General features: G+C 42.6%; 21 protein-coding genes. 12 read left to right on the top strand and 9 right to left on the bottom strand.

Going from position 1 to position 23,114, the window contains the following annotated elements:
- Positions 1-114 precede the first annotated feature (114 nt).
- From QUF19_RS05965 to QUF19_RS05955, 3 genes are all read left to right on the top strand, one after another.
- Positions 115-855 (top strand): DUF2927 domain-containing protein, encoded by a 741-nt coding sequence (locus QUF19_RS05965; RefSeq protein ID WP_286298824.1) that lies wholly within the window; start codon positions 115-117, stop codon positions 853-855.
- Positions 856-934: 79 nt separating this feature from the next.
- Positions 935-2,527 carry a hypothetical protein gene (locus tag QUF19_RS05960; RefSeq protein ID WP_286297470.1) on the top strand — a complete coding sequence of 531 codons (1,593 nt, stop codon included), beginning with the start codon at positions 935-937 and terminating at the stop codon, positions 2,525-2,527.
- Positions 2,520-3,455, top strand: coding sequence for a glycosyltransferase family 2 protein (locus tag QUF19_RS05955; protein ID WP_286297468.1), 936 nt, complete (start codon positions 2,520-2,522; stop codon positions 3,453-3,455). The genes QUF19_RS05960 and QUF19_RS05955 overlap by 8 nt, the downstream gene beginning before the upstream one ends.
- Before the next feature lie 96 nt (positions 3,456-3,551).
- Here the strand turns inward: QUF19_RS05955 and QUF19_RS05950 are convergent, their stop codons facing one another.
- The gene (locus tag QUF19_RS05950; protein ID WP_004734596.1) at positions 3,552-3,941 is read right to left on the bottom strand and encodes a DUF2750 domain-containing protein; all 390 of its coding nucleotides are present in this window, start codon (positions 3,939-3,941) and stop codon (positions 3,552-3,554) included.
- Between the two features lie 140 nt (positions 3,942-4,081).
- Entirely contained in the window at positions 4,082-4,987 is a 906-nt protein-coding gene (locus QUF19_RS05945; protein ID WP_017104082.1) for a manganese-dependent inorganic pyrophosphatase, read from the bottom strand.
- A 201-nt stretch (positions 4,988-5,188) separates the two neighbouring features.
- On the opposite strand from QUF19_RS05945, the gene QUF19_RS05940 reads away from it, so the two are divergent.
- Entirely contained in the window at positions 5,189-6,409 is a 1,221-nt protein-coding gene (locus QUF19_RS05940) for a putative manganese transporter (RefSeq protein WP_286297452.1), read from the top strand.
- A 301-nt stretch (positions 6,410-6,710) separates the two neighbouring features.
- Here QUF19_RS05940 and torA read toward each other — a convergent pair whose 3' ends face one another.
- Genes torA through torE form a run of 3 tightly spaced genes read right to left on the bottom strand, consistent with a single transcriptional unit; the run spans position 6,711 to position 10,611 of the window.
- Positions 6,711-9,173: a trimethylamine-N-oxide reductase TorA gene (gene torA / locus QUF19_RS05935; protein WP_286297449.1), complete on the bottom strand. Its 2,463-nt coding sequence runs from the start codon at positions 9,171-9,173 to the stop codon at positions 6,711-6,713.
- 24 nt (positions 9,174-9,197) lie between these two features.
- Entirely contained in the window at positions 9,198-10,376 is a 1,179-nt protein-coding gene (gene torC / locus QUF19_RS05930) for a pentaheme c-type cytochrome TorC (RefSeq protein ID WP_102435365.1), read from the bottom strand.
- Positions 10,377-10,428: 52 nt separating this feature from the next.
- Entirely contained in the window at positions 10,429-10,611 is a 183-nt protein-coding gene (gene torE, locus QUF19_RS05925) for a trimethylamine N-oxide reductase system protein TorE (protein ID WP_017093170.1), read from the bottom strand.
- 438 nt (positions 10,612-11,049) lie between these two features.
- On the opposite strand from torE, the gene QUF19_RS05920 reads away from it, so the two are divergent.
- Positions 11,050-11,844 carry an ABC transporter permease gene (locus tag QUF19_RS05920; RefSeq protein WP_286297445.1) on the top strand — a complete coding sequence of 265 codons (795 nt, stop codon included), beginning with the start codon at positions 11,050-11,052 and terminating at the stop codon, positions 11,842-11,844.
- A 301-nt stretch (positions 11,845-12,145) separates the two neighbouring features.
- Here QUF19_RS05920 and focA read toward each other — a convergent pair whose 3' ends face one another.
- Both focA and QUF19_RS05910 read right to left on the bottom strand, forming a co-directional pair.
- Positions 12,146-12,988, bottom strand: coding sequence for a formate transporter FocA (gene focA, locus QUF19_RS05915; RefSeq protein WP_102435414.1), 843 nt, complete (start codon positions 12,986-12,988; stop codon positions 12,146-12,148).
- Positions 12,989-13,341: 353 nt separating this feature from the next.
- Positions 13,342-14,646, bottom strand: a complete 1,305-nt coding sequence (locus QUF19_RS05910; protein WP_286297440.1) for an ATPase — start codon at positions 14,644-14,646, stop codon at positions 13,342-13,344.
- A 260-nt stretch (positions 14,647-14,906) separates the two neighbouring features.
- On the opposite strand from QUF19_RS05910, the gene QUF19_RS05905 reads away from it, so the two are divergent.
- The 3 genes from QUF19_RS05905 to QUF19_RS05895 all read left to right on the top strand — a co-directional run bounded on the left by QUF19_RS05905 (position 14,907) and on the right by QUF19_RS05895 (position 16,803).
- Positions 14,907-15,137, top strand: a complete 231-nt coding sequence (locus QUF19_RS05905) for a TIGR02647 family protein (protein ID WP_004734587.1) — start codon at positions 14,907-14,909, stop codon at positions 15,135-15,137.
- Positions 15,138-15,251: 114 nt separating this feature from the next.
- Positions 15,252-16,106, top strand: a complete 855-nt coding sequence (locus tag QUF19_RS05900) for an NAD(P)H-binding protein (RefSeq protein ID WP_286297433.1) — start codon at positions 15,252-15,254, stop codon at positions 16,104-16,106.
- Complete coding sequence (locus tag QUF19_RS05895; RefSeq protein ID WP_286297431.1) at positions 16,099-16,803, top strand: YdcF family protein; 705 nt, start codon at positions 16,099-16,101, stop codon at positions 16,801-16,803. The genes QUF19_RS05900 and QUF19_RS05895 overlap by 8 nt, the downstream gene beginning before the upstream one ends.
- A gap of 139 nt (positions 16,804-16,942) precedes the next feature.
- On the opposite strand, the gene QUF19_RS05890 is transcribed toward QUF19_RS05895, so the two are convergent.
- Positions 16,943-17,521 (bottom strand): thymidine kinase, encoded by a 579-nt coding sequence (locus QUF19_RS05890; RefSeq protein ID WP_017109910.1) that lies wholly within the window; start codon positions 17,519-17,521, stop codon positions 16,943-16,945.
- 102 nt (positions 17,522-17,623) lie between these two features.
- A complete protein-coding gene (gene cysS, locus QUF19_RS05885) occupies positions 17,624-19,009 on the bottom strand; it encodes a cysteine--tRNA ligase (protein ID WP_286297428.1) in 1,386 nt (461 codons plus the stop codon).
- Positions 19,010-19,362: 353 nt separating this feature from the next.
- Between cysS and QUF19_RS05880 the strand changes: the two genes are divergently transcribed.
- The 4 genes from QUF19_RS05880 (at position 19,363) to QUF19_RS05865 (ending at position 22,926) form a co-directional block, all read left to right on the top strand.
- On the top strand, positions 19,363-19,857 hold the full coding sequence (locus tag QUF19_RS05880; RefSeq protein WP_004734582.1) for a peptidylprolyl isomerase: 495 nt from the start codon (positions 19,363-19,365) through the stop codon (positions 19,855-19,857).
- A 350-nt stretch (positions 19,858-20,207) separates the two neighbouring features.
- Positions 20,208-20,942 (top strand): UDP-2,3-diacylglucosamine diphosphatase, encoded by a 735-nt coding sequence (gene lpxH / locus QUF19_RS05875; protein ID WP_286297419.1) that lies wholly within the window; start codon positions 20,208-20,210, stop codon positions 20,940-20,942.
- A gap of 123 nt (positions 20,943-21,065) precedes the next feature.
- Entirely contained in the window at positions 21,066-22,283 is a 1,218-nt protein-coding gene (locus QUF19_RS05870; protein WP_102435378.1) for an EAL and HDOD domain-containing protein, read from the top strand.
- A 118-nt stretch (positions 22,284-22,401) separates the two neighbouring features.
- Positions 22,402-22,926 (top strand): YchJ family protein, encoded by a 525-nt coding sequence (locus QUF19_RS05865; protein WP_286297416.1) that lies wholly within the window; start codon positions 22,402-22,404, stop codon positions 22,924-22,926.
- Positions 22,927-23,114 lie beyond the last annotated feature (188 nt).

Raw genomic sequence — 23,114 nt, 5'->3', positions numbered from 1 at the left:
ATGGGAGGTTTCGATGTGGTTCTCAAGGAGGAGAAACACTTGTTGATACCAATTCCAAATCTCAGACAAGCTCTCTTACTTACATTTCCTTTATTAACGTTTCCTTTATTAACAATGCTTTCTTTCAACGTTGCCAGCACTCCACTCACTTGGCTTGATAAAACGTTTGTCGAAAACGCATTTTATGATGTCGCGCTACGCCACGAATACGCTCAAGGCAGCAAACCGCTCGCCAAGTGGAAACAACCTATTAAGATATGGATCGATCACCGAGTCGGCGACGAAGAGCTTCATCAAGAACTCACCGAGTTGCACGTCCAACACCTAGCGCAAGTCACCCAACATCCGATTGAAATCGTCACACGAGAATCGGATGCGAACGTAAAATGGATATACACGCGACAAAGCAAGTGGATAGCTGAAGCCAAAACCGTACTCAAACTGAAATCCACACAGCATCTAAACAGCGCTATCTGTACTGCAGGCTATCGAACTAATTCCAAAGGAGAGATTGTTTACGCAGGGATTGTTATCCCAGTGGATCAAGCGAGAGCAAGAGGAAAGCTGGTCGCATGTATTGTTGAAGAAATCACGCAGGTACTTGGGTTACCCAATGACTCAGACAAAGCCTACCCTTCTATATTCAATGACTACACACCAGAAGACTTATTATCGCCACTAGATGTGGTACTGCTAAAACTGCTGTATGAACCAGAATTGAAGGTTGGAATGACTGAAACAGAAGCAAAGCCCATAGTTCGAAAGATATTGAAGAGATACAGCGAAACAGGCGTTCTTCAACAAGCTTCTAAAGCAGCACAGCATGCGCCGTTGTATCAACTTATTGGGTATTAATAAAACTATCAAAATAAACGGTAAAACCAAAAATTCTTTCCTACAATAGTTTAAACGGATTAAAAGGAAAGGAGACCGCTTGGAAGACCAAATCAAACAGCCTTTTAAGTGGCGAGCTTATAATTTAGGTTTATGCCTGATTTTTCTATTTTCCGTTCAGGCTTTTTACATACAGTCATCCATGATTCTAAATGCGGATGTCTCCTTCTTATCTCAAATGGCTATTTATTCAGAAGGTAGTGACTTTTACCTTCAATTCTACGAAGTTAATCCCCCTCTTATTATTTATATTTACAAGCTATTCATTTCCATTGGCTCTGTTTTAAATATCAATGATATATCAGCCTTAAGAGTGGGGATGTTAATCTACATATTTTTATGTTCTACTATAATACTATACAATTTTATTAAAATAAAAAATGGGTTATTGCTTGCCTTAACTCTATCCTTCTGTCTTTTTTTTACTTTCCCTAATGACTTTCTTCAACGAGAACATATCATCACCAGTTCGTTCCTTTCATATTTCAGTATGATATCAATAAGGCTACTAGGAGTAATTCCAAAGAAGAAAATTATAATTGCTAACATTCTAATTATAGCTTTGGCCATTTCATTAAAGCCACAATATGTAATGGTGTTTTTAGTATCTGAGATCTATCTTTCCTATTACTTAAAATCTATTAAAACAATATTTAGGAAAGAAAACATATATATACTATCCATTGGATTAATATATATTTTGTTTGTTTACTTTAACCATAATATGTATTTCTCGACAGTAATTCCATTAGCATCTATATCCTATTCATCCTATTTCATTTCAATAGAAGACCTGTTTTTATTACCCGTAATCTTGTTGCTAGTATCTTTTCTTCCATTAAGATATATCTATACACACAGTCGTAACTCACCTATAATAAATACAGTAACTTATTTCATATTAATATATCTATCTTCTATTGTTACTTTTTTAGTAGGGAGAACCGGGTTCAGTTATCACTTACTCTTGAGCGCTAATTTAACCTTATTCTTTGTTTTCGTATTTATGTATTCATCAATATCCAGTTTACGTACCAAGAGAAGATTCAAAGATATAATACCACTGTCTTTAGCCATTTGTTCCCTTGCTTATTTACATAGCATGAGTTACTACAATATCGTGCCAAATAGCAAATTGTCTGTCAATCACAACAATATAAACAGCTTAGTTAGTATCATTTTGGATAACGAGGAAAGCCGTCATTTAGCACCTTTATTTAATTCAATAGCATTATCTTCAACCCCTCAAGATAAGGTATTCGCAATAACGACCACACTTTACCCTATAAATTCGATAGCTAGGCATAGCCAGTTGCAATGGGTTAACAAGTTTCCGGCGATGTGGTCATTACCCAATCACGTAAATAGTGAGAATGAAGAAAGCCGGGACGTTTTGAAACTAGTTATAGAATCTATAAAAAGTGACATCGTGTCTAATTCCCCTGAAATATTAATCATAGAAACAAGTAAAGAACTTAAAAGACTTCCTTCAGGATTTTCATTTATAGACTTCATTAAAACAAACTCTGTAATATCTGAAGAATTAAATAAATACGAAATATTTGATACCATCATGATTAGAAAATATAGAGACATGGAGTTTACAATCTATAAAAGGATTTTAGATGAGTAAACTTATAACTATAATATGCCCTGTATTTAACGAGGAGAATAGTCTGATTCCTTTTACATCAGAAATATCAAAAACTTTTGAAAAATTGGATTATGACTTCGAGATAATATTCATCGACGATGGATCTATTGATTCGACTTTAATGAAATTAAAACAGATTAAGGAAAAACATAATAATATTGGTTTTATATCATTTACTAGAAATTTTGGTAAAGATGCAGCTCTGACAGCAGGACTCAATCACGCTAAGGGGGACGCCGTAATACCAATGGATGTTGACCTGCAAGATCCCCCCAATCTAATTCCAAAAATGATCGAACTATGGCAATCAGGGAAAGACATAGTACTTGCTAAGCGAGGCAGTCGCTCAAAAGATTCTTGGCTTAAAAGAAACTCAGCAACCTTCTATTATTACCTAATGGACAAGGTGGGAGATCAGCATCTTCATTCAAATGTTGGAGATTTCCGATTAATGAGTCAACGCGTTGTTGCCGCCATAAACACCTTAGAAGAACGCTCCCGATATATGCAAGGGTTATTATCATGGGTGGGTTACGATGTCGCAATTATTGAATTTGACAGAGTAGAGCGTCATTCTGGAAATACAAAATTCAATTATACAAAACTGATCTGTCATGCTTTAGATGGCTTAACAAGCTTCAGCATCGTTCCACTGCGATTTTGGGGATTTCTTGGTTTTATTTTTTCCAGTATTGCTTTTATATATGGAGGGTATATTACACTGTATACCCTCATCACCGGAGGCGATACAGATGGCTTTGCTTCCATATTTGTTGCGATTGTATTTTTTGGTGGCGTTCAGTTGATCAGTATCGGTGTTCTAGGAGAATACATAGGTAGAATCTATATGGAGGCCAAATCTAGACCGATATACTTAATAAAAGAGAAGACCATTAAGAAAAAATAGGGGTGGTTCTATTTTCTTCGTAGAACTGAAGCAATAGAACATAACTAAAGCGCTGCCTAACAAAAGACAACGCTTGCTTACAATTTGACAAGAGAATTAGCGCTTAGCAGCCTGCTTCTTCAACTCGAAATCGAATTCGTCAGGGAACAAGATAACCCCTTCTTCTTGCTCGTTCGGGAATACCACAACGGCAAGTTCATCGTCTTCTAGACCGTTAGTCCAGCGACTGTGCCACTTGTTCAAAGAGATAGACTCAGCTTTACATTCAGACCAATCACCCGTCGCCCACGATTCTGCGAACTCTTGGTTTGGCCATACTGGAACACAGTCTTCATCTTCGGTGTTCAACATCACACAACCGTGCTCATCAGTTAAGATCCATACTTCACGGTTCGCTACGATTTCTTTCACACAGTATTTCAGGCGTTGCTCACCCGTATACTTATTAATTTCAGCGATTTTTTTATCGTCTAGCTGTGTAGTCATCTTAATTTCCTACGTTAGTCAGTAACTTTGTTCATTTTATGCTGAGTAGCATTAACTTCAAATATTTCTATTGAGAAGAAAGTCTACTTCCAAGAAAAACGCCTGCTAAATTAGCAGGCGTTTATAATTAAGCGACTTGGTTAAACAAGCTCGCCTTGAAGCCAAGGCCAACCTTGCTTCTTACGGCTAAGTGTATTTTCCATCATCAATACACCGTCTTTCTCGAATTTAACCAGCTTATCAGCCCACTCACCTTTGTATAGAAGACGAGTTTGAGCTGTAGTGATATCTGTCAGCATTACTGCAGCGAACGCTAGACCATCTTTCTCACAACGCGCTTCAAGATCAGCTTCTAGTGCTTCGATCATGCCGTCTACTTGCTCAAGAGTAGCAAGCTCAACTTGACCAACAACAACATCGCGACCGTTGAATGGGTAGCCTTTAAGGTCTTTTTCTACTAGCTGTGCAGCAGATAGGCCTTCGATGTTTGTTTTAGCAATTAGAAGTGCTTTGATGAAAGCATCAACGTCTGTTACGCCAGCGATTTCAGCAAGCTCAGCAACAGCGTCTTTGTCTTTTTGAGTACATGTTGGAGAAGCAAAACCAACCGTGTCTGAAAGAATTGCAGACATCATCAGTTTAGCGATCTGTTGAGAGATAGCATGACCTTCAATCTTGAACATGTTGAAAAGTACAGTGTTTGTACAACCAACAGGCCAGATCCAAGCTTCCATAGGGTTAACTGTCATCACGTCACCCAGACGGTGGTGATCGACAATGCCTACGATCTCTGCTTCAGCAACATCGTCTGGTGCTTGTGCTAGATCTGAGTAGTCTACTAGCCAGATTTTCTCACCAGCAACAGAAGTACGAAGCTCTGGCTTTTCAGCACCAGCGACTTCAAGAATATGTTGAGTTTCGCGGTTGATCTCGCCTTGGCGAATTGGTGTCGCTTCCTCGCCACGAGCTTTAAGAAGCTCCGTTGCAACTAACGCACTACAAATACTGTCACTATCAGGGTTTTTGTGACCAACAACTAAAATCATGTTTCTTCCTATTACACTAACAATTATGACTCTACCTTTAGAGCCTCTCTTTATTAGCCATACTTTACCTCATTTTTTTAGATTGGTCATGTTTCCTAGGTTTAGCCAATGGTAACAATAGATAAAAAAACAACAAATGCAATTGATAATTATTATCATTCGTATATATTTATCTCAAGCCACTAATTTTGAGTAACACCTATGGATCGACTAATCTCTTTTTTGCCAAGCAGTAGCGCTGCGAAAACAACTCAGTTTTCACTGTCTTTTAAGCGCCTGCTATTACCAATTTCACTTGCAGCATTGGTTGCGGCCCCTGCTACACGTGAGCTGACAGTAACGACCTTGTCAGACGCATTCTGGGCGGTCTCTTGTTATGTCGCTTTAACGTTAGCCATTTACCACTGGTTAAGCTTGTACATCAACAAAGACAACGTTTTCAATAAGCTCGTGCATCAATCTCGATCTAACCAAGTAGTGTTTGCTGCGCTGATGGGTGCATTACCTGGTTGTGGTGGTGCGATAGTCGTTACCACGCAATTTATTTCTGGGAAGTTGGGGTTTGGAGCCGTCGTGGCTGTACTGGTTTCCACCATGGGTGACGCAGCCTTCTTGTTGATTGCGAGCGAACCTAAAACAGGCTTAGCCATGATGGCAATGGGCGTCATTGTCGGCACAGCGTCAGGTCGCATCATCAACCTATTTCACGCTGATGATTTCTTACGTCCGAAACAGTCAGAGAAAAATGAAGCCGCGCGCAGCTGCTCATCTCAATCTCAAGAGGAAGACAAAGAGGCCGTTTCTAAAAAGGCGATCAACCTACAGGGCTACTTATGGTCAGTACTCATTATTCCAGGCGCTGCAGTTGCCCTACTTGGATCCTTTCAAGTCGACGTCAACGAGTTGCTTGCGTTACCTGAAATGTCGATGGAGTGGACAGGAACGATCTTGTTGATTAGCTCGATGTTTCTATGGGGTCTGACTCGTGAAATTGAAGATTATAAATCAGCCGTCAGTGAAGATGAGAAGTGTGTAGGCTCACACCCATTACAAAAAACGGCTCAAGATACTAACTTCGTGACAGCTTGGGTTGTGATGGCGTTTCTTTTCTTTGAATTTGGCTCTGTGATAGCAAATGTCGATTTTGCGACGCTATTCTCAAGCTGGGGCATGATGCTCCCCCTGGCGGGCGTGTTGATGGGCTTGTTACCTGGCTGTGGTCCTCAGCTATTGGTGACCAGTCTTTATCTGTCAGGTGCACTGCCACTCTCGGCTCAGGTTGGTAACGCTATTTCGAATGATGGTGACGCACTATTCCCTGCGATTGCAATGGCACCGAAAGCAGCGCTTGTCGCGACCTTGTATTCTAGTGTGCCCGCTTTGATTTGTGCATATGGTTATTGGTTTATGTTCGAGCTGTAGGTTTACGCTCAACTCCATAGGTTTCTACTAGGTCGGTACTTTGTATCGGCCTTTTTGTTTCCAGTAACCTAATTGTTTCCAATAACCTAAACCTCTCAAAAGAGATTCTTTTGACTTACCCTCTCGGCTCAATTGCTTAAGTCGCATCACATTATAGCGCTTCCCATATACGCCTCCATAAGCTTCACTACAGTGCTTAATTAGAAACCCCAACACTTACACCAGAAAAACAAAAAGCCCCTGTAAGAATCCTTACAGGGGCTTTAATTCAAGCTTTAATCTTGGATCTCAAGCACAAGTCTTAAGAAACTTCGATTGGACCACCGAATGAAGTTACTGGAGGCAGTTTGCCTTGGAACTTCTCGAAATCAACCAAACAAGTGTTTGCTGAAGTCGCTTGAGCTAGCTCAGATGAACCGATGTCCTGAGTTAGTGTGTTTGGATCGCCGTATGTATCTAGCGCACCCACTTTCTCGTTGATCGGGCCGTACCAAGCACCTTCTTCGATACGCACAACACCAGGAGCGTAGCTATCCATTAGAACAGCACCTGCTAGTAGTTGACCACGGTCGTTGAACACACGTACTACATCGCCCTCTTTGATGCCTTTCTTCTTAGCATCCGTTGGGTTGATGTAGATTGGCTCACGGCCTTGTACTGCGTAAGTCGCACGCCACTCTTCAGATTCACACATCTGAGAGTGAAGACGCTTGTCTGGGTGACAAGATTGTAGCCAGTACGGGTGTTTGTCAGAGCCTGGACCACCGTGTGAACGTTCAGATTTCTCGAACCACATTGGGTGTTCTTGACAGTGCTCGTAACCCATGTTGCCAACAGTACGGCTTGTGATTTCAATGAAACCAGAAGGTGTACCTAGTGCGTTGATCTCTGGATCTTCACGGAATGAAGCGTGACGAGTCCATGGCTTACCTTTACCGAAATCTAGGAAACCTTTTTCCCAGAACTCAGCAAACTCAGGCATTTCAATCGTACCTTCATTTGAAGCGCGGCAATCGTCATACAGAGATTTAACCCACTGCATTTCGTCCATACCACGTGTGTAGTCGTCGTAACGACCCCAACGCTTAGTCAGGCTAGACATGATCTCGAAGTCAGTCTTAGACTGGAACAGAGGATCCACTAGCTTGTGCATTGCGATCAAACCACGGCCAGAGTAAGCACCGTAACCATCGATATCGTTACGTTCCCACTGAGTACAAGCTGGAAGAACAATATCAGAGTGACGACAAGTTGCAGTCCAAGCGAAATCAACAGCGACTACAGTTTGTAGGCTCTTGAATGCTTTACGCATCTTGTTGCGATCTTGGTGGTGGTGCCACGGGTTGTTACCACTGAAGACCATCATCTTAATGTCAGGCAGCGTCACAGTAGAACCGTTCGCTTTGATCTTCTTACCAGGTTCAAGCAGGCTATCTACCCAACGAGCAACTGGGATTACGCGGCTGTAACCGTTGTAATCTGTGTTGGTGTGCTTAGGTGATTGACCTTGGTCGATGTTCAACGGGAAAGAGCCCGGAGCAGCGAAGCCAGTTGAAGATACACCGATACCAGAGTAGTGGTGACCGTAAGAGATACCGCCGCCAGGTAGACCAATTTGGCCAACCATTGCTGCGATAACTGCACACATCCAGTAAGGCTGTTCACCGTGCTCTTGACGCTGAATACTCCAGCCAACCAAGATTTGAGTACGACCGTTAACCAGCATTTTCGCGAAATCACGGATCGAATCAGCACTTGCGCCACAGATTGGTGCAGCCCATTCTGGTGTCTTCTCAACTTTATCTTTCGTTTCACCTTGAACGTACTTGATGAAGTCTTCAAAACCTAAACAGTAAGTTTCGATGAACTTCTTGTCGTATAGGCCTTCGTTGTAAAGAACGTGAGCAACACCTAGCATGAACGCCACATCAGTTTGTGGGTTAATGTACATTTGCTCGTTTTCTAGGTAACGGCCTGTTTTGTTTTGAACAGGGTCAACAGAAACAACGTTGATCTCTTTCTTAGCAACTTTCTCTTTCAACTGCTCTAGGTAAGCGAATGATTCGTGAGTCTCACACGTCCAACCTACTTGCAGGTTTTTCACTGGATCGTTACCCCAAAGAACAATGTTGTCACTGTTTTCTAGGATAAGTTCCCAAGATGTACCTTGAGCATATACCTCAGTAGAACCTAACACGTAAGGCATGATCGTTTGACCAGCACCTGTCGAGTAGTCACCGATTTTCTTCACAGAGTAGCCGTGAAGCGCCATTGCACGTTGCATGTGGTTAGTACAGCTGTGGAACTGACCTGTTTGTCTCCAACCTGTTTGACCAGTGTGAAGCGCCCATGGACCGTAATCTTTCTGTACACGTTCTAGTTCGCGGTAAACAAGGTCTAATGCCTCGTCCCAAGTCACACGAACAAAACGGTTGTTACCACGCGTGTCTGCGCTGTATTTGTGCTTCTTCAACCAATCTAGGCGAACCATAGGGTAACGCACACGTGATGGGCTGTAGATAATGCCTTTGATACCTTTCAACATCTCTGTTGGATGCTGATCGATTTCTAGAGGCTTAATTTCTTGTACTTTACCCGCATAAACGCGAGCTCGGAATGCGCCCCAGTGAGAACCAGAGACTTTCCACGTACCATCCGTTTCTGCAGCTGAAGCCGATGCCGACGCCAATAAGCTAGGACCGATAACCGATGCCGCACTTGTTGTAGCGACACCTTTCAGAAAACTTCTTCTTGTAATTGCCATTGTGTTACTCCAATTGACGTCTTATTAGTGGCCTTCAGAAAAATCTGATGAGTGCTTCTGTAGATACTTAAGAACAAGTGCTTCTGTATCTGTATCGAAGTTCACGAATGCGATCATACCATCTAGCATGCCTACCCAACCGTTAGCGCTGAAGTGGCCTTCATCTGGTTGTGAGTGACAAGTAGAACAGTTTGACTGGTAAGCCTGACCTGCTGCGCTCCAAATTGGATCGAAGTTATCAACCATAGACTCTTTCTTCATCCAAAGTGCTAGGTCAACTTTTTCCCATGGAAGGCCCGTTAGCTCATCTTCTTTCTTCTCACCAACAGTGATAACGTCACTTTGAGATACTTCTTTCGTCAAGATTGCCGTTGAGATGTTCATACCGAAGTCTTCTTGGATTACACGTCCGAAGCCCTTCGCTTTACGCCAACCGTCGATTTGAATCTTGATCATGTCGCCTTTTTCTTCGATCACGGCAACTTGGCTTGCAGGGCTTAATAGACCCGCTTCAACTTCTGCTGTTTCATCCGTGTACATAGGTAGGTGACGGATTGAAATAACATTGTTACCTGATGCGTAAGACGTGCTACCCGCTACATTTTCTAGCTCACCAACAATACCGCTCGCTGATGCCATATCTAGAGGTAGGTTATGAGCAATACCTTTATGACAGTCAACACAGCTTTGATCGCGCTCTGCCGCGTTCTTCATTTGGATACGCGCTGTTGGGCGCATGTTCTCGAAGTCCATCGAGTCGTAGTTGTGACAGTTTTTACATTCAAGAGATTTGTTCGAAGAGAAACGATCCCATTCGTGTTTAGCCAGTTCGATACGACGAGCTTCAAATTTCTCTGGTGTGTCTAGGTCACCAAATACTTGAGCGAATACTTCTTTAGATGCTTGCATCTTACGAGCAATTTTTGCTGTCCATTCATGTGGAACGTGACAGTCAGGACAAGTTGCGCGTACACCAGATGTATTTTTCCAGTGAACCGTTTCTTGTAGTTCTACGTATACGTTGTCACGCATGGTGTGACAGCTTACACAAAATTCTTCTGTGTTGGTTGCTTCTAACGCAGTGTTAAAGCCACCCCAGAAAATAACACCGGCGATAAAGCCACCCATGGTTAGTACACCAAGACTGATGTGTACTGCTGGGCGAGTCATTGTGCGCCATAATTTAACTAAAAATGATTTCATGTTTAGCTCTCTTAAAAATTAGTTCTAATAAAAATGTGATAGCAAGAGGGCATTACATGCCGCCGTGTGCACCTGGAGGACCTAATACAAACACTTGCAGTGCCCAAACTAGAAAGCCGTAGCCTCCTACAAAAGCCACACTTAATATTGGAAAGAGAACCACCGCAATGAAGAGGAATGACTTCCACTCCAACGAGCGTTTTTCGCCAGTTTCAATTTTCTTAACATCACTCATACATTTTGCCTATTTTGTATTTAGTAATTTCGAGTAACCCATTCTATGGGGCTAAAGTTCTTGAGTATCTAACGATGAATTTTAGACCATACACAAAGTAGGGTTCAATCAAATCTCCCGTTATAACCCTTGCTAATCAATACTTTTTTGAGCTCATCCAAAGTTGTTTTTAGTTAAACAAAGTTATTAAAAAGTATTAACAAATGTGAAGAATTAAGTATATTTCACAAATGTTAAAAACCAACATTTGCGAAACCTTATTGTAACTAATTTTAACGTTTTACCTACTAAGTAGTAGCCAAAAAAGCCTCAAACAACCAATATTTTGTACTTTGATTGTTAATAAATTGAGCCATTTTTGAAATCGACAGGTATGAAGCTGAAATGCATCATTTGGCACTTTCAGATATGATGGAGGCCAACTTTAAAGGAAGCACTATGCAAGACGTTATTGATATATCTTGGTGGCAATTGCTGTTATTTAGCTCACTTCTCATACTGCCCATCACCATTAACCACAAGCTCAAACTCGGCCTAGGTAAAGAGGCCTCTATTAGTATTGCTCGTATGGTGGTACAGCTATTCTTGGTCGGCCTTTATCTCGAATACCTGTTTACTTTGAACAGCTTGTGGATCAACTTATTGTGGTTATTCGCTATGATTGTAGTAGGTGCAAGCTCGATTGTTGAAAAATCAAAGCTTCCGAAACAACTGCTATTAGCACCAGTGGCATTCAGCCTTGCGGTGACTTGCGTACCCATCGTCTTATTTATTTGCTTCTTTATTATCAAGCCTACCCCACTCTTCAACGCACAGTACTTAATCCCTATTGCAGGGATGCTGCTAGGTAATAGCTTGAGCAGCAATATAGTGGCTCTACAGAACTTGTTCGGGGCTTTTGAAACCCAGAAGTCAGAGTACGAAGCGGCTATCGCTTTAGGCGCCTCTCCAACCTATGCAGCAGCGCCCTTTGTACGTAATGCGATACAGAAGGCGATGTCTCCTATCATGGCTTCCATGGCGACGACGGGCTTAGTGACACTTCCAGGGATGATGACAGGGCAAATTCTAGGGGGAGCTTCACCAATGATCGCGATTAAGTATCAACTGATGATCATGCTGGCTATTTTCGTGATGATGAGTAGTTCATTGGCGCTCGCTCTTCACCTCTCTTTAAAGACATCTCTGACGAAAGAAGGCCGAGTTCTCGCCCGAATTAAACCCACAAGCTAACCTCTTTCCTCCTTTACGATCTGGTTACACACTGACTTTGAGACAGGTTATCCACAGAAACTGTGGATAACCAAAACAGTATCGATCCTTTTTTAGTCACTTTGACTCGAATAAGGATCATTTACATTGATCCTTACTTAATTTCAAAGGCCTATGCTGCCCTACCCGATCCTACTATTGAGTATTTTAATAATTATTTAAAAGAGAAACTAAAAGGTTTTCCACAATAAAAAAAACGGCCTGCAATGCAGACCGTCTCTAAAAAGTAATACTTCACATCGATACGATGACCGAATTATGGTTAATCTCGTAAGTAAATCAGCCAATACCACATGCCGACAAAGATACCGCCGCCAATGATGTTGCCTAAAGTCACAGGCAATAGGTTGTTCGTTAAGAAATCCATCATGTTTAGGTCAATATAATCTGCAGGGTTAGCACCCGTCATTGTCCAAAACTCAGCAGGAGCAAAGGTTTTGATACCGATAGCAAGTGGTACTTGGAACATGTTTGCAATACAGTGCTCAAAACCCGACGACACAAACATCGCGACAGGTAAAATCATAACCGCAATTTTGTCCGTTAGGGTACGCCCACTGAATGTCATCCACACCGCAATACACACCAACACGTTACACATGATGCCGAGCGCAATCGCTTGAATAAAGTCGTGATGCATTTTGTGCTGAGAGATAGCCATCGCGTTGAGTCCGACTTGACCATTGTCAAACATGTATTGTTTAGTCGCGAGCATGCACGCAACCAGCAATAAAGCGCCAATAAGGTTGCCCACATAAACCGTCGCCCAGTTTTTAATCAAGGTCACCCAAGTGATCTTACCGCTCGCTCTCGCCACTAACGTTAAAACAGAGCTCGTAAACAACTCGCCGCCAGTAACCACCACAAGGATCAAGCCTAAGCTAAATGCCAAACCGCCGAGTACGCGAGTAATGCCCCACGGTAAATCGCCAGCACCGGTCGTCACGATGGTGTAAAACACGAACGCAATGCCGATATGTATGCCCGCTGAAATCGCGAGAAGAAAGGATTTGATTGGATCTTTTGTTGCTTTACCTACGCCAATATCAGCAGCGCGCTCAGCCATTTGTGGCGGTAATAATGAGTCAAATTGGTTTAGATTCATGTGATTTACATTTTGAAACATGTCGTTGGGGAGCGCGATAATCCTCTCTTTCATTTCTTAATTCAAGAGCTATTTTGCGCTCAAATAACCTTCAACAATCGATAAAACACCAAACCTGCAATGATATTGAAAATTCATACGACTTTAGTAGTAAAAACAAAACTCTGATGAATGAAAACTTATCAACAATAAAAACAACACATCTATAAATATCAACAAGTTACGTTAAAACAAAAGGAATAACGTACACTATCCAGTCACTTCCATCTCGAGATTTTGATATAGATCAACAGAACGTAAAAAAGCGCCCTAAGGCGCTTTTAAGTCAATCACAAATAAAGAAAATAGTTATGCTAAACCGAAGGTTCAATCACTTGTTCTGATGATTGCTCTAAAGCGGCATCTTCAAGGTTGGATTCAACGTTAGTCGGTGTCACGTCGGAGCGACTTTCGGTGGCAACTTTACCGCCTAAGCTTTTCAAACTGTCCACCAGCTCTTCCAAGCTCTTTATATGTGCATCACCCTTGGTAACCTGCTCATCCAAAAACTCATTATGCTTGTTTGTCTCAGCAAGCTGTTGGGCTTGTTTCTGATTTTCGAGTTCTAAATTAGCAAGTTGTTCTGAAAGTGCTTCAACCTCAGATTTCAGTTGCGTGGTCATATCTGAGCTTTTGAGCGTTTTAATACTCTCGACGATCTTCTGAGCTTGAAGACGCAAAACCACATCACGGTAGTCTTGATCATTCAGGATCTGAGAAATACTCAAAAACTGGTTCTCGGCATTTAATACCGATTGCTCAAATCGATCACCCTTTACATTAGCAAGCAACTTGACCTCATGCGCGACACTGCGCACGTGGTTCAATTCGAATTCAGCGGCTTTGACGGCGTCTTCGATAATTGATTTCTCACGGGGACTCGCCTTAACCTGATTTTCCGCCAATGCAATTTGAGAACTGGCCTTAGCAAAGGTAAGCGGAACAACATCATCAAAGTCTTCGTCTTCTAAGAACTCTAATTCGTTCTTTAATGGTTCAATGTATTTCTTATGAGCGACTTTGACTTCTAATGAGCGAGCGTGGTTAAGAAACTCAACCTGCGCTTCCTGAGCATCTTCGAGCTCATCAACCAATACGTATTCAAACAACTCACTGTATTCAGCGTAAAGTCTCTTATAGTTCGACGCGAACATCGTATCAGCACCCAAGTATTTCAGATAATCCATCTGAACGATCGAATCCGCTAATACTCTATCGGCCTTTTTCTTTAACACTAGAATCGAATCATAGTTTGATTTAACCAAAGCGATTTTTTCATCAAAAGCTTCAGCGTACGTTAGGCTCGAAAAAATTGAATAGCTTTTCGTTAAGCGAGTTTCGTCTTTCAGTAAATCGGCATAAATGCTTTCCGCATCATCCCAAGCATCTAGTAGTTCATTGTAATTTTCTGGCGCATAAAGAGACAATTGAACATGGCTTTCAAGCTTACTTTCCCATTCGAGATGAACACTTTGCACAGAATCAAATGTGCGGGCATTTGATGAAGACTCACTGCCATTCGTGCTTTGGTTCGCTTCTGTCTGTTCAGAGGGAGTGCTCTGACACCCTGCAATTGCAAATAGCATACTGATCATTAATGCTACTTTGTTGGCTCTCACTGATGCATTTCCTTTTTTAAACAATATTTGCTCGATGCATTATATTTCTAGTCTCACAATATATTACAACCACTTAGCAATAAACATCATTCATTAATGAAGCGTGTGAAATTCGCCCAATTAAACAAAAAACAACCGCTCATACGCTGATTAATCATTCAATTTGGTATCACTTATCAATTCTCTTTATTTGCTATTGCCTGAGTTGTGAATGCGCACTAAGGTGAAGGTAGAGAACGTTATGAATATATAGGTTAATTATGAAGTACAACGCTGAAAACATTGCTGATTTAAACCTCCTTCTTCAATTTGATGTAAGTAGCGCAGCTACTGGAATTAAAGTTCATCAAGAGGCAGCTCAAGAAACTCAAGACGCTGTTAAGCGCCTATTCGAAAAGAACCTTTGTACTCAGCCAGACGGCGGTTACCTAACAGATGAAGGTATACAGATGGCAGAGCGCGCAGACAAACTACTTCGCGTACTAAACTAAAGCTCCATTGTTCTAGTAAAAACTCCACTCGCCTCGGCCGTGGAGTTTTTTCATTTTTGGGCAAAGGTTTGTTAGGCTTATTATAAATCCATAACTTGCAGTTGTGAGGAACACATGGCTTCTATATTTATTGTGGGTGCAGGCTGGGTCGGTGCGCCCTTATCTGAACATCTCGTCAAACATGGTAACCAAGTCGTGGTGACGAAGACTACCCAAGCAGGCGCTGACGCTATAGGCAACGAACGCATTCCTTGTGAAGTATTCAGTTTTGATGCAATACAACCTGAACGCGCTATTGGCCAACTCTACTCACTCCTATTGGAAAACAACACCGAGATAGTTATTGGTAGCTTTCCTCCCGGTTTTAGAAAAGGCGCTGGTGTCGAGTACGCCGACTATTGGCAACAACTGACCAGCGCTTGCCAGAAGGCTAACGTGAAAAAGCTCATTATGGTCAGTTCGACGACGGTATACCCAACCAAGCCCGGAGTTCTGTACGAGCAAGACGCCTCACTCACTCTTTCAACTTCAGCAGACGAGCAAGCATCTGCATTTTCGGACAATGCCCGCGTGATGCTGCAGGCTGAACAATTGGTGATGGATTCCGGTATCGATTACACCATTCTACGCTTCAGTGGGTTAATCGGCCCTAGTCGTCATCCATCTCGATTCGCAAGCAAGCTAAAGCAGGTCAGCTCTCAAGCGCCAGCCAACATGCTTCACCTTGATGATGCGATTGGTGCGGTCGATTTCGCCATCAATCAACTGCACAATGAAGTCGTAAACGTCACCACACCAAATACAGTGAGCAAGGCGGAGTTCTACGCAGCAGCATTAAAAAGTGCCAATAGCAGCGAACCACTCCCTCCTATTGTCGACACTCCAGACAAGCTGATCTCTTCTAAAAAGATCCTCGGTTTAGGTTACTCGTTTAAATTCGATTCCACATTGGACGCTCTTTATGACTAAGCAATCCATAGCTAACCAATCCATAACTAAGCAATCTGAAAAGCACTCAAGGACTAAGCTACATCGCTCGGTCGACACCCTTTGGAACTTCATGTCGATGGGTCACAAGGTTGCGCCTTCAGACTGTATATTTGTGTTGTGCAGTAACGACACTCGCGTTGCTGAATACGCAGCTGAGCTCTACCACCAAGGTGTGGCGCCTTATATCGTCTTTTCTGGCGGTGTGGGACGCTTTACAGAAGGGTGCTTTACTGAAGGGAGCTTTGAACGTTCAGAAGCCGAAACATTTGCGGCTATTGCACGAGACGCTGGCGTGCCAGACTCTGACATTATCATTGAGAAACACGCTACCAATACTGGGGAGAATGTACGATTCACCCACAAATTGCTGACTGAGCGTGGGCTGTCACCGAAACGACTGACCTTAGTACAGAAACCCTTTATGGAAAAACGTACTTACGCCACGTTTGCAAAGCAGTGGCCTGACGAAGTCACCGAGATTCAAGTCACTTCACAATGGCAAGACTGGGTTGATTACTTTAATGAAGAGTTACCACTAGACATGGTGTTGGGTGCTTTAATTGCTGATTTCGAACGAATCAAATCTTATCCTGCGCAAGGATTTCAGATTGAAATGCCAATCCCCGATGACGTTGACCATGCTTACCAAGCGTTGAAAAAGCTGGGTTTCGAATAAGACGTTTAAATAACGTAAGACTCCTTTCAGAAAACAAAAACGGTGGCACTTGGCCACCGTTTCTTATTCTTAGTTTTTACTTGAGCTTGTCGATTTAGCTTAGCTTTGTTCGCTTAAGCAAAATCAACCAAAGAGCCGCTTATTTACCTAGCGCTTCTTTGTAGTGCAGACGGCAAGCTGAAACATATTGGTCATTACCACCAATAGCAACTTGGTCGCCTTCAGCAATCGCAACACCGTGCTCGTCAGTACGAATCACCATATTCGCTTTACGACCACAGTGACAAATCGTTTTCAGCTCAACTAATTTGTCGGCCCAAGACAACAAGTAACGGCTACCTTCAAACAGTTCACCCAAGAAGTCAGTACGTAAACCGTAACAAAGTACAGGGATGTGCAGCTTATCCACGACTTCTGTTAGTTGGTACACCTGCTCTTTCGACAAGAACTGACACTCATCGATCAAAACACAATGACGCTTTTCTTCTTCATTGAGCTTTTGGATCGCGTCAAACATATTGGTGTCGCTTTTAAACAATTGAGCTTCAGATTGAAGACCAATTCGCGAGCTCACTTTACCGATACCATAGCGATCATCTAGCGCAGCAGTAAAGATCACTGGCGTCATGCCACGCTCTTGGTAATTGAATGAAGATTGAAGAAGCGTTGTTGATTTACCCGCATTCATTGCCGAGTAATAAAAATACATCTGAGCCACAGAAATATTCCTGTTAATTAAAAGTTGAAGATAAAAGCAAAGGTGAAATTAAAGAATTTTTTGCTAGAAAAAAGGGCTGAAAACCAGCCCTTTTTATAAGATTTACTTACGACGCCAAGTCGTGCCTTCTGGGCCATCTTCCAGAACAATGCCCAACTCATTTAGCTTATCACGTGCAAGGTCGGCGTTAGCCCAATCCTTAGAAGCGCGAGAGTCATCACGTAGCTTAATAAGGCCTTCGATTTCTGCTACTTCGTCGTCATTACCCGCAGCATCACCTTTCAGGAAAGCTTCTGGGTCTTGATGAAGAATACCGATGATGTCAGCAAGTTCACGCATCAATGCACCTAGAGCACTTGCTTTTTCAATGCTTTCAGTCTTAATGCGGTTGATTTCACGAGCCATTTCGAACAGCACTGAATAAGCTTCAGGTGTATTGAAATCATCGTTCATTGCCGTAGAGAAACGAGTTACGTACTCTTGACCACCAGCAGGAGCTGCTGTTAGGTCTAGGCCACGAAGTGACGTGTATAAACGCTCTAGCGATGCACGAGCTTGGTTTAGGTTATCTTCACTGTAATTCAGTTGGCTACGGTAATGACCAGACATTAGGAAGTAACGCACGGTTTCTGCATCGTAATGCTGAAGCACGTCGCGGATAGTGAAGAAGTTACCTAGTGATTTAGACATTTTTTCTCTGTCTACCATCACCATACCACTGTGCATCCAAGTGTTTACATAGTCAGTACCATGTGCACAGCAAGATTGCGCGATTTCGTTCTCGTGGTGCGGGAACTGTAGATCTGAGCCACCACCGTGGATATCGAAGTGGTTACCTAGGATTGACGAGTTCATTGCTGAACATTCAATGTGCCAACCTGGACGACCTGGACCCCATGGCGATTCCCACGTAGGTTCACCTGGCTTAGACATCTTCCAAAGAACGAAATCTAATGGGCTACGTTTTGCAGAATCAACATCAACACGAGCACCAGCTTGAAGCTGATCAAGGTCTTGCTTAGAAAGCTTACCGTATTCGTCGAATTTCTTAACTTCGAACATCACGTCGCCGTTGCTTGCAACATAAGCAAAACCACGGTCAATCAGCTTTTGAACAAGCTCAATGATTTCAGTGATGAATTCCGTTGCGCGAGGCTCAACATCTGGACGCTTCATGTTCAATGCATCGAAGTCTGCGTGCATTTCACCGATAAGACGCTCAGTCAAAGAATCACAAGACTCTCCGTTTTCGTTAGCACGCTTGATGATTTTGTCATCGATATCTGTGATGTTACGAACGAAGTTCAGATCGTAACCAAGGTAACGAAGGTAGCGAGTTACTACGTCGAAAGAAACGAACGTACGACCATGACCAATGTGACAGAGATCGTATATGGTTACCCCACAGACATACATACCGACTTTGCCAGCTGTAATTGGTTTGAATTCCTCTTTCTGTCTTGTGAGCGTGTTATATATCTTCAGCATGATCTCTATCTATTTTATGGATTAATCAAAAATAAGCTCGCAGTATAACAAGTCATACCTTAATAGGTAATCCCCAAAAGCAGGAATTATACTAATCACAGTAAGTAGATGGTCATAAATAGCGCAGAAAAAATGCTTGAGAACAAGGAAGAAATTTTCGATAAGTAGTTATTCTACATTCAAAATTTCTAACGACGTTATCAAGTGTTTTAACAAGCTAGGATGGCCAGTTATTTACTACGATTGGTATTACCTCATACAACCGAGTTAAGTTAATGATTTGGTGATTTGAAAGTCCGCCAACATGCGCTAGAATTCGAACTTCATATTAAAAAGACAGTAAGGTAACAATCATGATCATCCTTCACACAAATTTTGGTGACATCAAAGTTCAACTTAACGAAGAAAAAGCACCAGAAACAAGCGCAAACTTCCTACAGTATTGCCGTGACGGTTTTTACGACAACACGCTATTCCACCGTGTTATCGATGGTTTCATGGTTCAAGGCGGCGGTATGACTTCTGGCCTTAAAGAAAAAACAACTCGCGCGACGATCAAGAACGAAGCAAACAACGGCCTTGCGAACAAAGTGGGCACACTAGCAATGGCTCGTACTATGGAACCGCATTCAGCGAGCTCTCAGTTCTTCATCAACGTTAACGACAACTCTTTCCTAAACTTCCGTAGCGAAAGCCTAGACGGTTGGGGCTACTGTGTATTCGCAGAAGTTGTTGAAGGCATGGACATCGTAAACAAGATCAAAGGTGTTAGCACTGGTTCTATGGGTATGCACCAAGATGTACCTCTAGAAGAAGTGATCATCACTGGTACTACAATCGAAGCTTAATTACTCGCTTTCGGTTAGGGCGTATTGACCTTTTGAGCTGATTTTTTCAGCGAGTTGCTGGGGATTTATACAAGGCAGAGGCTTTGATGTGTAGCTAGCCTACATAAGAAGCCGATAACGCAGTAGAAATAACCAGCAAACGCTGCCCAAAGGGTTCGGCTAAAAGCGTTTTACTCTTTGTTGAGGGAAATTTGCTTAGAATGACTAGGCTTCCTATCCCTCGCCTCGATTAAAACGCTTTTATCTCGAACAAAATTTAACCGCCAAAGGTCAACACGCCCTAGTATTAATAATTGATGAGCCGATAAAATCAGGATATAGGGAGCGAATCGCTCCCTTTTTTTAGACCTATGAAAACATATTTTATATCAGATCTGCACCTTGCTCCGTCACGACCAGACATCACCGACTGCTTCCTTACTTTCATGAAGAATGAAGCGGTAGAAGCGGATGCACTCTACGTATTAGGTGACCTTTTCGAATTCTGGATTGGTGACGACGACACAAGTGAATTCGCAACTTCTATTCGCCAAGCGTTTATTGATCTAGTGAAAACAGGCGTACCTTGTTACTTCACGCAAGGTAACCGTGATTTCCTTGTCGGCAAAAAATTTGCGAAACAAACGGGCGTGCAACTTCTAGACGAAGTATCGACAATCGATATCTACGGACAAAAAGCGGTCGTGTTGCATGGTGATACCCTATGTACCGAAGATGTAAAATACCTCGCCTTCCGCGAAAAAGTACATCAACCATGGCTGCAATGGGTCTTCAACAGAATTCCATTTTTCATCAAGAAAAAAATTGTCTCGAAGGTTCAATCTGATATCAAAGATGACAAGCAGACGAAATCTCTCGACATCATGGATGTGACACAACAAGAAGTCGAAGATGTGATGGAGCGAAACAACGTCGACCTGATGATCCACGGCCATACTCACCGCCCTGACATCCACACGTTTAATGTCAATGATTGCACTAAAACACGTATCGTATTAGGTGATTGGTATACTCAAGGTTCAGTGCTGGTGTTCACTCCGCAAAGTTTTGACCTACAGAATCGAGAGTTTAGCAATAGCTTTTAACATCCGTCTTAAACTTTCACTTTGATTATTATTATCGGTCAGAGTTTCTTAGATTGTGTGTGGTAATTTCCACTGAATTAGCTATTATCTCTCTATCAGAAATAAACCGAACACAGTACCAAGTTGAAATATTCATACGTAGCGCGTCAACCAATACTCGACACAGGCAAGAAAACCATAGGTTACGAGTTGCTATTCAGGGATGGTCCTAAGAACACTTTCCCTGAAGTAGAGCCGGAGCTCGCTACTAGTCGTTTGCTTTCCGATCACTTTTTATCAACTCACTATAATACGTTGGGTGATAAGCTGGGGTTCGTGAACTTTCCTTATGCAAGCCTGATTAACTTGGTCCCTACCCTGTTTCCAAAAGAAAGCCTCGTTGTTGAGGTTCTTGAAGACTGCGAACCAACCGACGAATTACTTGAAGCAATCAAAACCATCTATGACGCGGGTTATACCATCGCATTGGATGACTTTGTACCAAGCAAAGCGTGGAAGCGCTTCTTACCGTACGTTTCAATTATCAAGTTTGATATCCGTTTGATCTCAATCGCGAAAGCTTCGATGTTCATGAACTCTCTCAAAGGGTTGGACATTAAGTTCCTCGCTGAAAAAGTCGAGACTTACGATGAATATCAAGAAGCAAACCAAGCAGGCTTCACTTACTTCCAAGGCTATTTCTTTAGTAAGCCGGAAATGATTCAAACTCGCGCGCTCAACCCTGCGTTTTTGACGATTGTTCAGTTGTTGAAAGAGATCGCTAACGACCCTATCGACTTCGGTGAAGTCGAACGTCTGATTACATTAGACGTCACGCTTTCTTACAAGTTACTTGCCTATGTGAATTCCGCAGGCGGATCAGCAACAACCATCCGCTCATTCCGCCAAGCGCTTATTTTTCTTGGCGAGCAAAAGCTGCGCAAGTTCGTTTCACTTGTGGCGATTGCATCCGCAAAAGAAGACAAGCCTGATTCACTCTATGGTTTAGCGGTATTACGTGCACGTGAGTGTGAACTGTTAGTCGAGAAGATGAATGTGAAAGTTGAACCCGGACAAGCCTTTTTGACCGGTATGTTCTCGCTGCTCGACTCACTGTTTGACCAACCGTTGAAACAAGTACTGGACTCAGTACCGATTGATGAAGAGATAAAACAAGCTCTAATACAACGTAAAGGCGTATTAGGGGCCATCTTGGCGATGGTTATCGCTTATGAACAAGCTCGATGGGATGAAGCAACGCGCATTCGTAAACTGCTCAAGTTAAGCGAAGCAGAGCTCGGACAAGCTTATGACGAAGCAACGACTTGGGCTCAAGAGCTCTTGTCCCCAGCATTGAAATAGTTCATTTCACACAACCGCTTCAATAGAAACTAAGCTTTGGCGAGCGATCGTTTCTTGGTAAACTCCAACACATTCATTTATGGCCTCTTAATAGAGGCCATTTTTACAGGATTTGACTATGTCTTCATGCCCATGCGGTAGCAAAAATACTTACCAACAATGCTGCGAATCAGCGCACCTTAACCACAGTGCCGTTGAAACGCCCGAGCAATTGATGCGCTCACGCTATTCTGCACATGTGCTTGGTTTGGTGGATTATGTGGTTGCTACTTATCATCCAAGCTGTAACGCAGAATCGCAAAGAGAAGGTATTGCCGAATCTATCGATAGTGATTGGGCAGGTCTAGAAGTCATTGATACAGCAGCAGGCTCAGACGAGAACGAAGGTTTTGTTGAGTTTAAAGCTTACTTCAATGAAGACGGTGAACAATACTGCATGCAAGAGCGCTCGCGTTTCGTGCGTGAAGAAGGTCTTTGGTACTACATTGATGGTACCTTCCCTGAGCAAGAATACGAACATGAAGAGCTAACAGAGCCAGAGATTGACCCACGTCTAAATCAGACGGTTGAGAGCTTCAAAATCGGCCGCAATGACCCATGCATTTGTGGCAGTGGTAAGAAATATAAAAAGTGCTGCGGGTAACTCGTACATCTGGGAAGTCAGATTAAGAGAAGAGACTCCTGATGTCGCATAGGCTCCTCGGAATGACGTAAAGTCAGAGGTTAGAAAAGTGACGCAGGGCTTAGAAATCTTGAAAACTTGAAAATTAAAAAGCCCCGTAAAAATGTTTGTTTACGGGGCTTTTGTTTGTCTTTTACGTGGCTCTATTA

It is taken from the genome of Vibrio sp. FE10, from assembly GCF_030297155.1.
In the GTDB taxonomy this organism is placed as follows: domain Bacteria; phylum Pseudomonadota; class Gammaproteobacteria; order Enterobacterales; family Vibrionaceae; genus Vibrio; species Vibrio apostichopi.
The sequence above is the reverse complement of the archived record's forward strand: the minus strand, read 5'-3'. Positions and strand labels throughout refer to the sequence as shown.

Excerpts from the sequence above, each read along its gene's own strand:
- QUF19_RS05880 (WP_004734582.1), top strand. The coding sequence starts at position 19,363 with ATGATCATCCTTCACACAAATTTTGGTGACATCAAAGTTCAACTTAAC.
- cysS (WP_286297428.1), bottom strand. The coding sequence starts at position 19,009 with ATGCTGAAGATATATAACACGCTCACAAGACAGAAAGAGGAATTCAAA.
- focA (WP_102435414.1), bottom strand. The coding sequence starts at position 12,988 with ATGAATCTAAACCAATTTGACTCATTATTACCGCCACAAATGGCTGAG.
- QUF19_RS05955 (WP_286297468.1), top strand. The coding sequence starts at position 2,520 with ATGAGTAAACTTATAACTATAATATGCCCTGTATTTAACGAGGAGAAT.
- QUF19_RS05950 (WP_004734596.1), bottom strand. The coding sequence starts at position 3,941 with ATGACTACACAGCTAGACGATAAAAAAATCGCTGAAATTAATAAGTAT.
- QUF19_RS05895 (WP_286297431.1), top strand. The coding sequence starts at position 16,099 with ATGACTAAGCAATCCATAGCTAACCAATCCATAACTAAGCAATCTGAA.
- QUF19_RS05900 (WP_286297433.1), top strand. The coding sequence starts at position 15,252 with ATGGCTTCTATATTTATTGTGGGTGCAGGCTGGGTCGGTGCGCCCTTA.
- QUF19_RS05865 (WP_286297416.1), top strand. The coding sequence starts at position 22,402 with ATGTCTTCATGCCCATGCGGTAGCAAAAATACTTACCAACAATGCTGC.
- QUF19_RS05940 (WP_286297452.1), top strand. The coding sequence starts at position 5,189 with ATGGATCGACTAATCTCTTTTTTGCCAAGCAGTAGCGCTGCGAAAACA.
- lpxH (WP_286297419.1), top strand. The coding sequence starts at position 20,208 with ATGAAAACATATTTTATATCAGATCTGCACCTTGCTCCGTCACGACCA.
- torC (WP_102435365.1), bottom strand. The coding sequence starts at position 10,376 with ATGAAATCATTTTTAGTTAAATTATGGCGCACAATGACTCGCCCAGCA.
- QUF19_RS05920 (WP_286297445.1), top strand. The coding sequence starts at position 11,050 with ATGCAAGACGTTATTGATATATCTTGGTGGCAATTGCTGTTATTTAGC.
- QUF19_RS05945 (WP_017104082.1), bottom strand. The coding sequence starts at position 4,987 with ATGATTTTAGTTGTTGGTCACAAAAACCCTGATAGTGACAGTATTTGT.
- QUF19_RS05965 (WP_286298824.1), top strand. The coding sequence starts at position 115 with ATGCTTTCTTTCAACGTTGCCAGCACTCCACTCACTTGGCTTGATAAA.
- torE (WP_017093170.1), bottom strand. The coding sequence starts at position 10,611 with ATGAGTGATGTTAAGAAAATTGAAACTGGCGAAAAACGCTCGTTGGAG.
- torA (WP_286297449.1), bottom strand. The coding sequence starts at position 9,173 with ATGGCAATTACAAGAAGAAGTTTTCTGAAAGGTGTCGCTACAACAAGT.
- QUF19_RS05905 (WP_004734587.1), top strand. The coding sequence starts at position 14,907 with ATGAAGTACAACGCTGAAAACATTGCTGATTTAAACCTCCTTCTTCAA.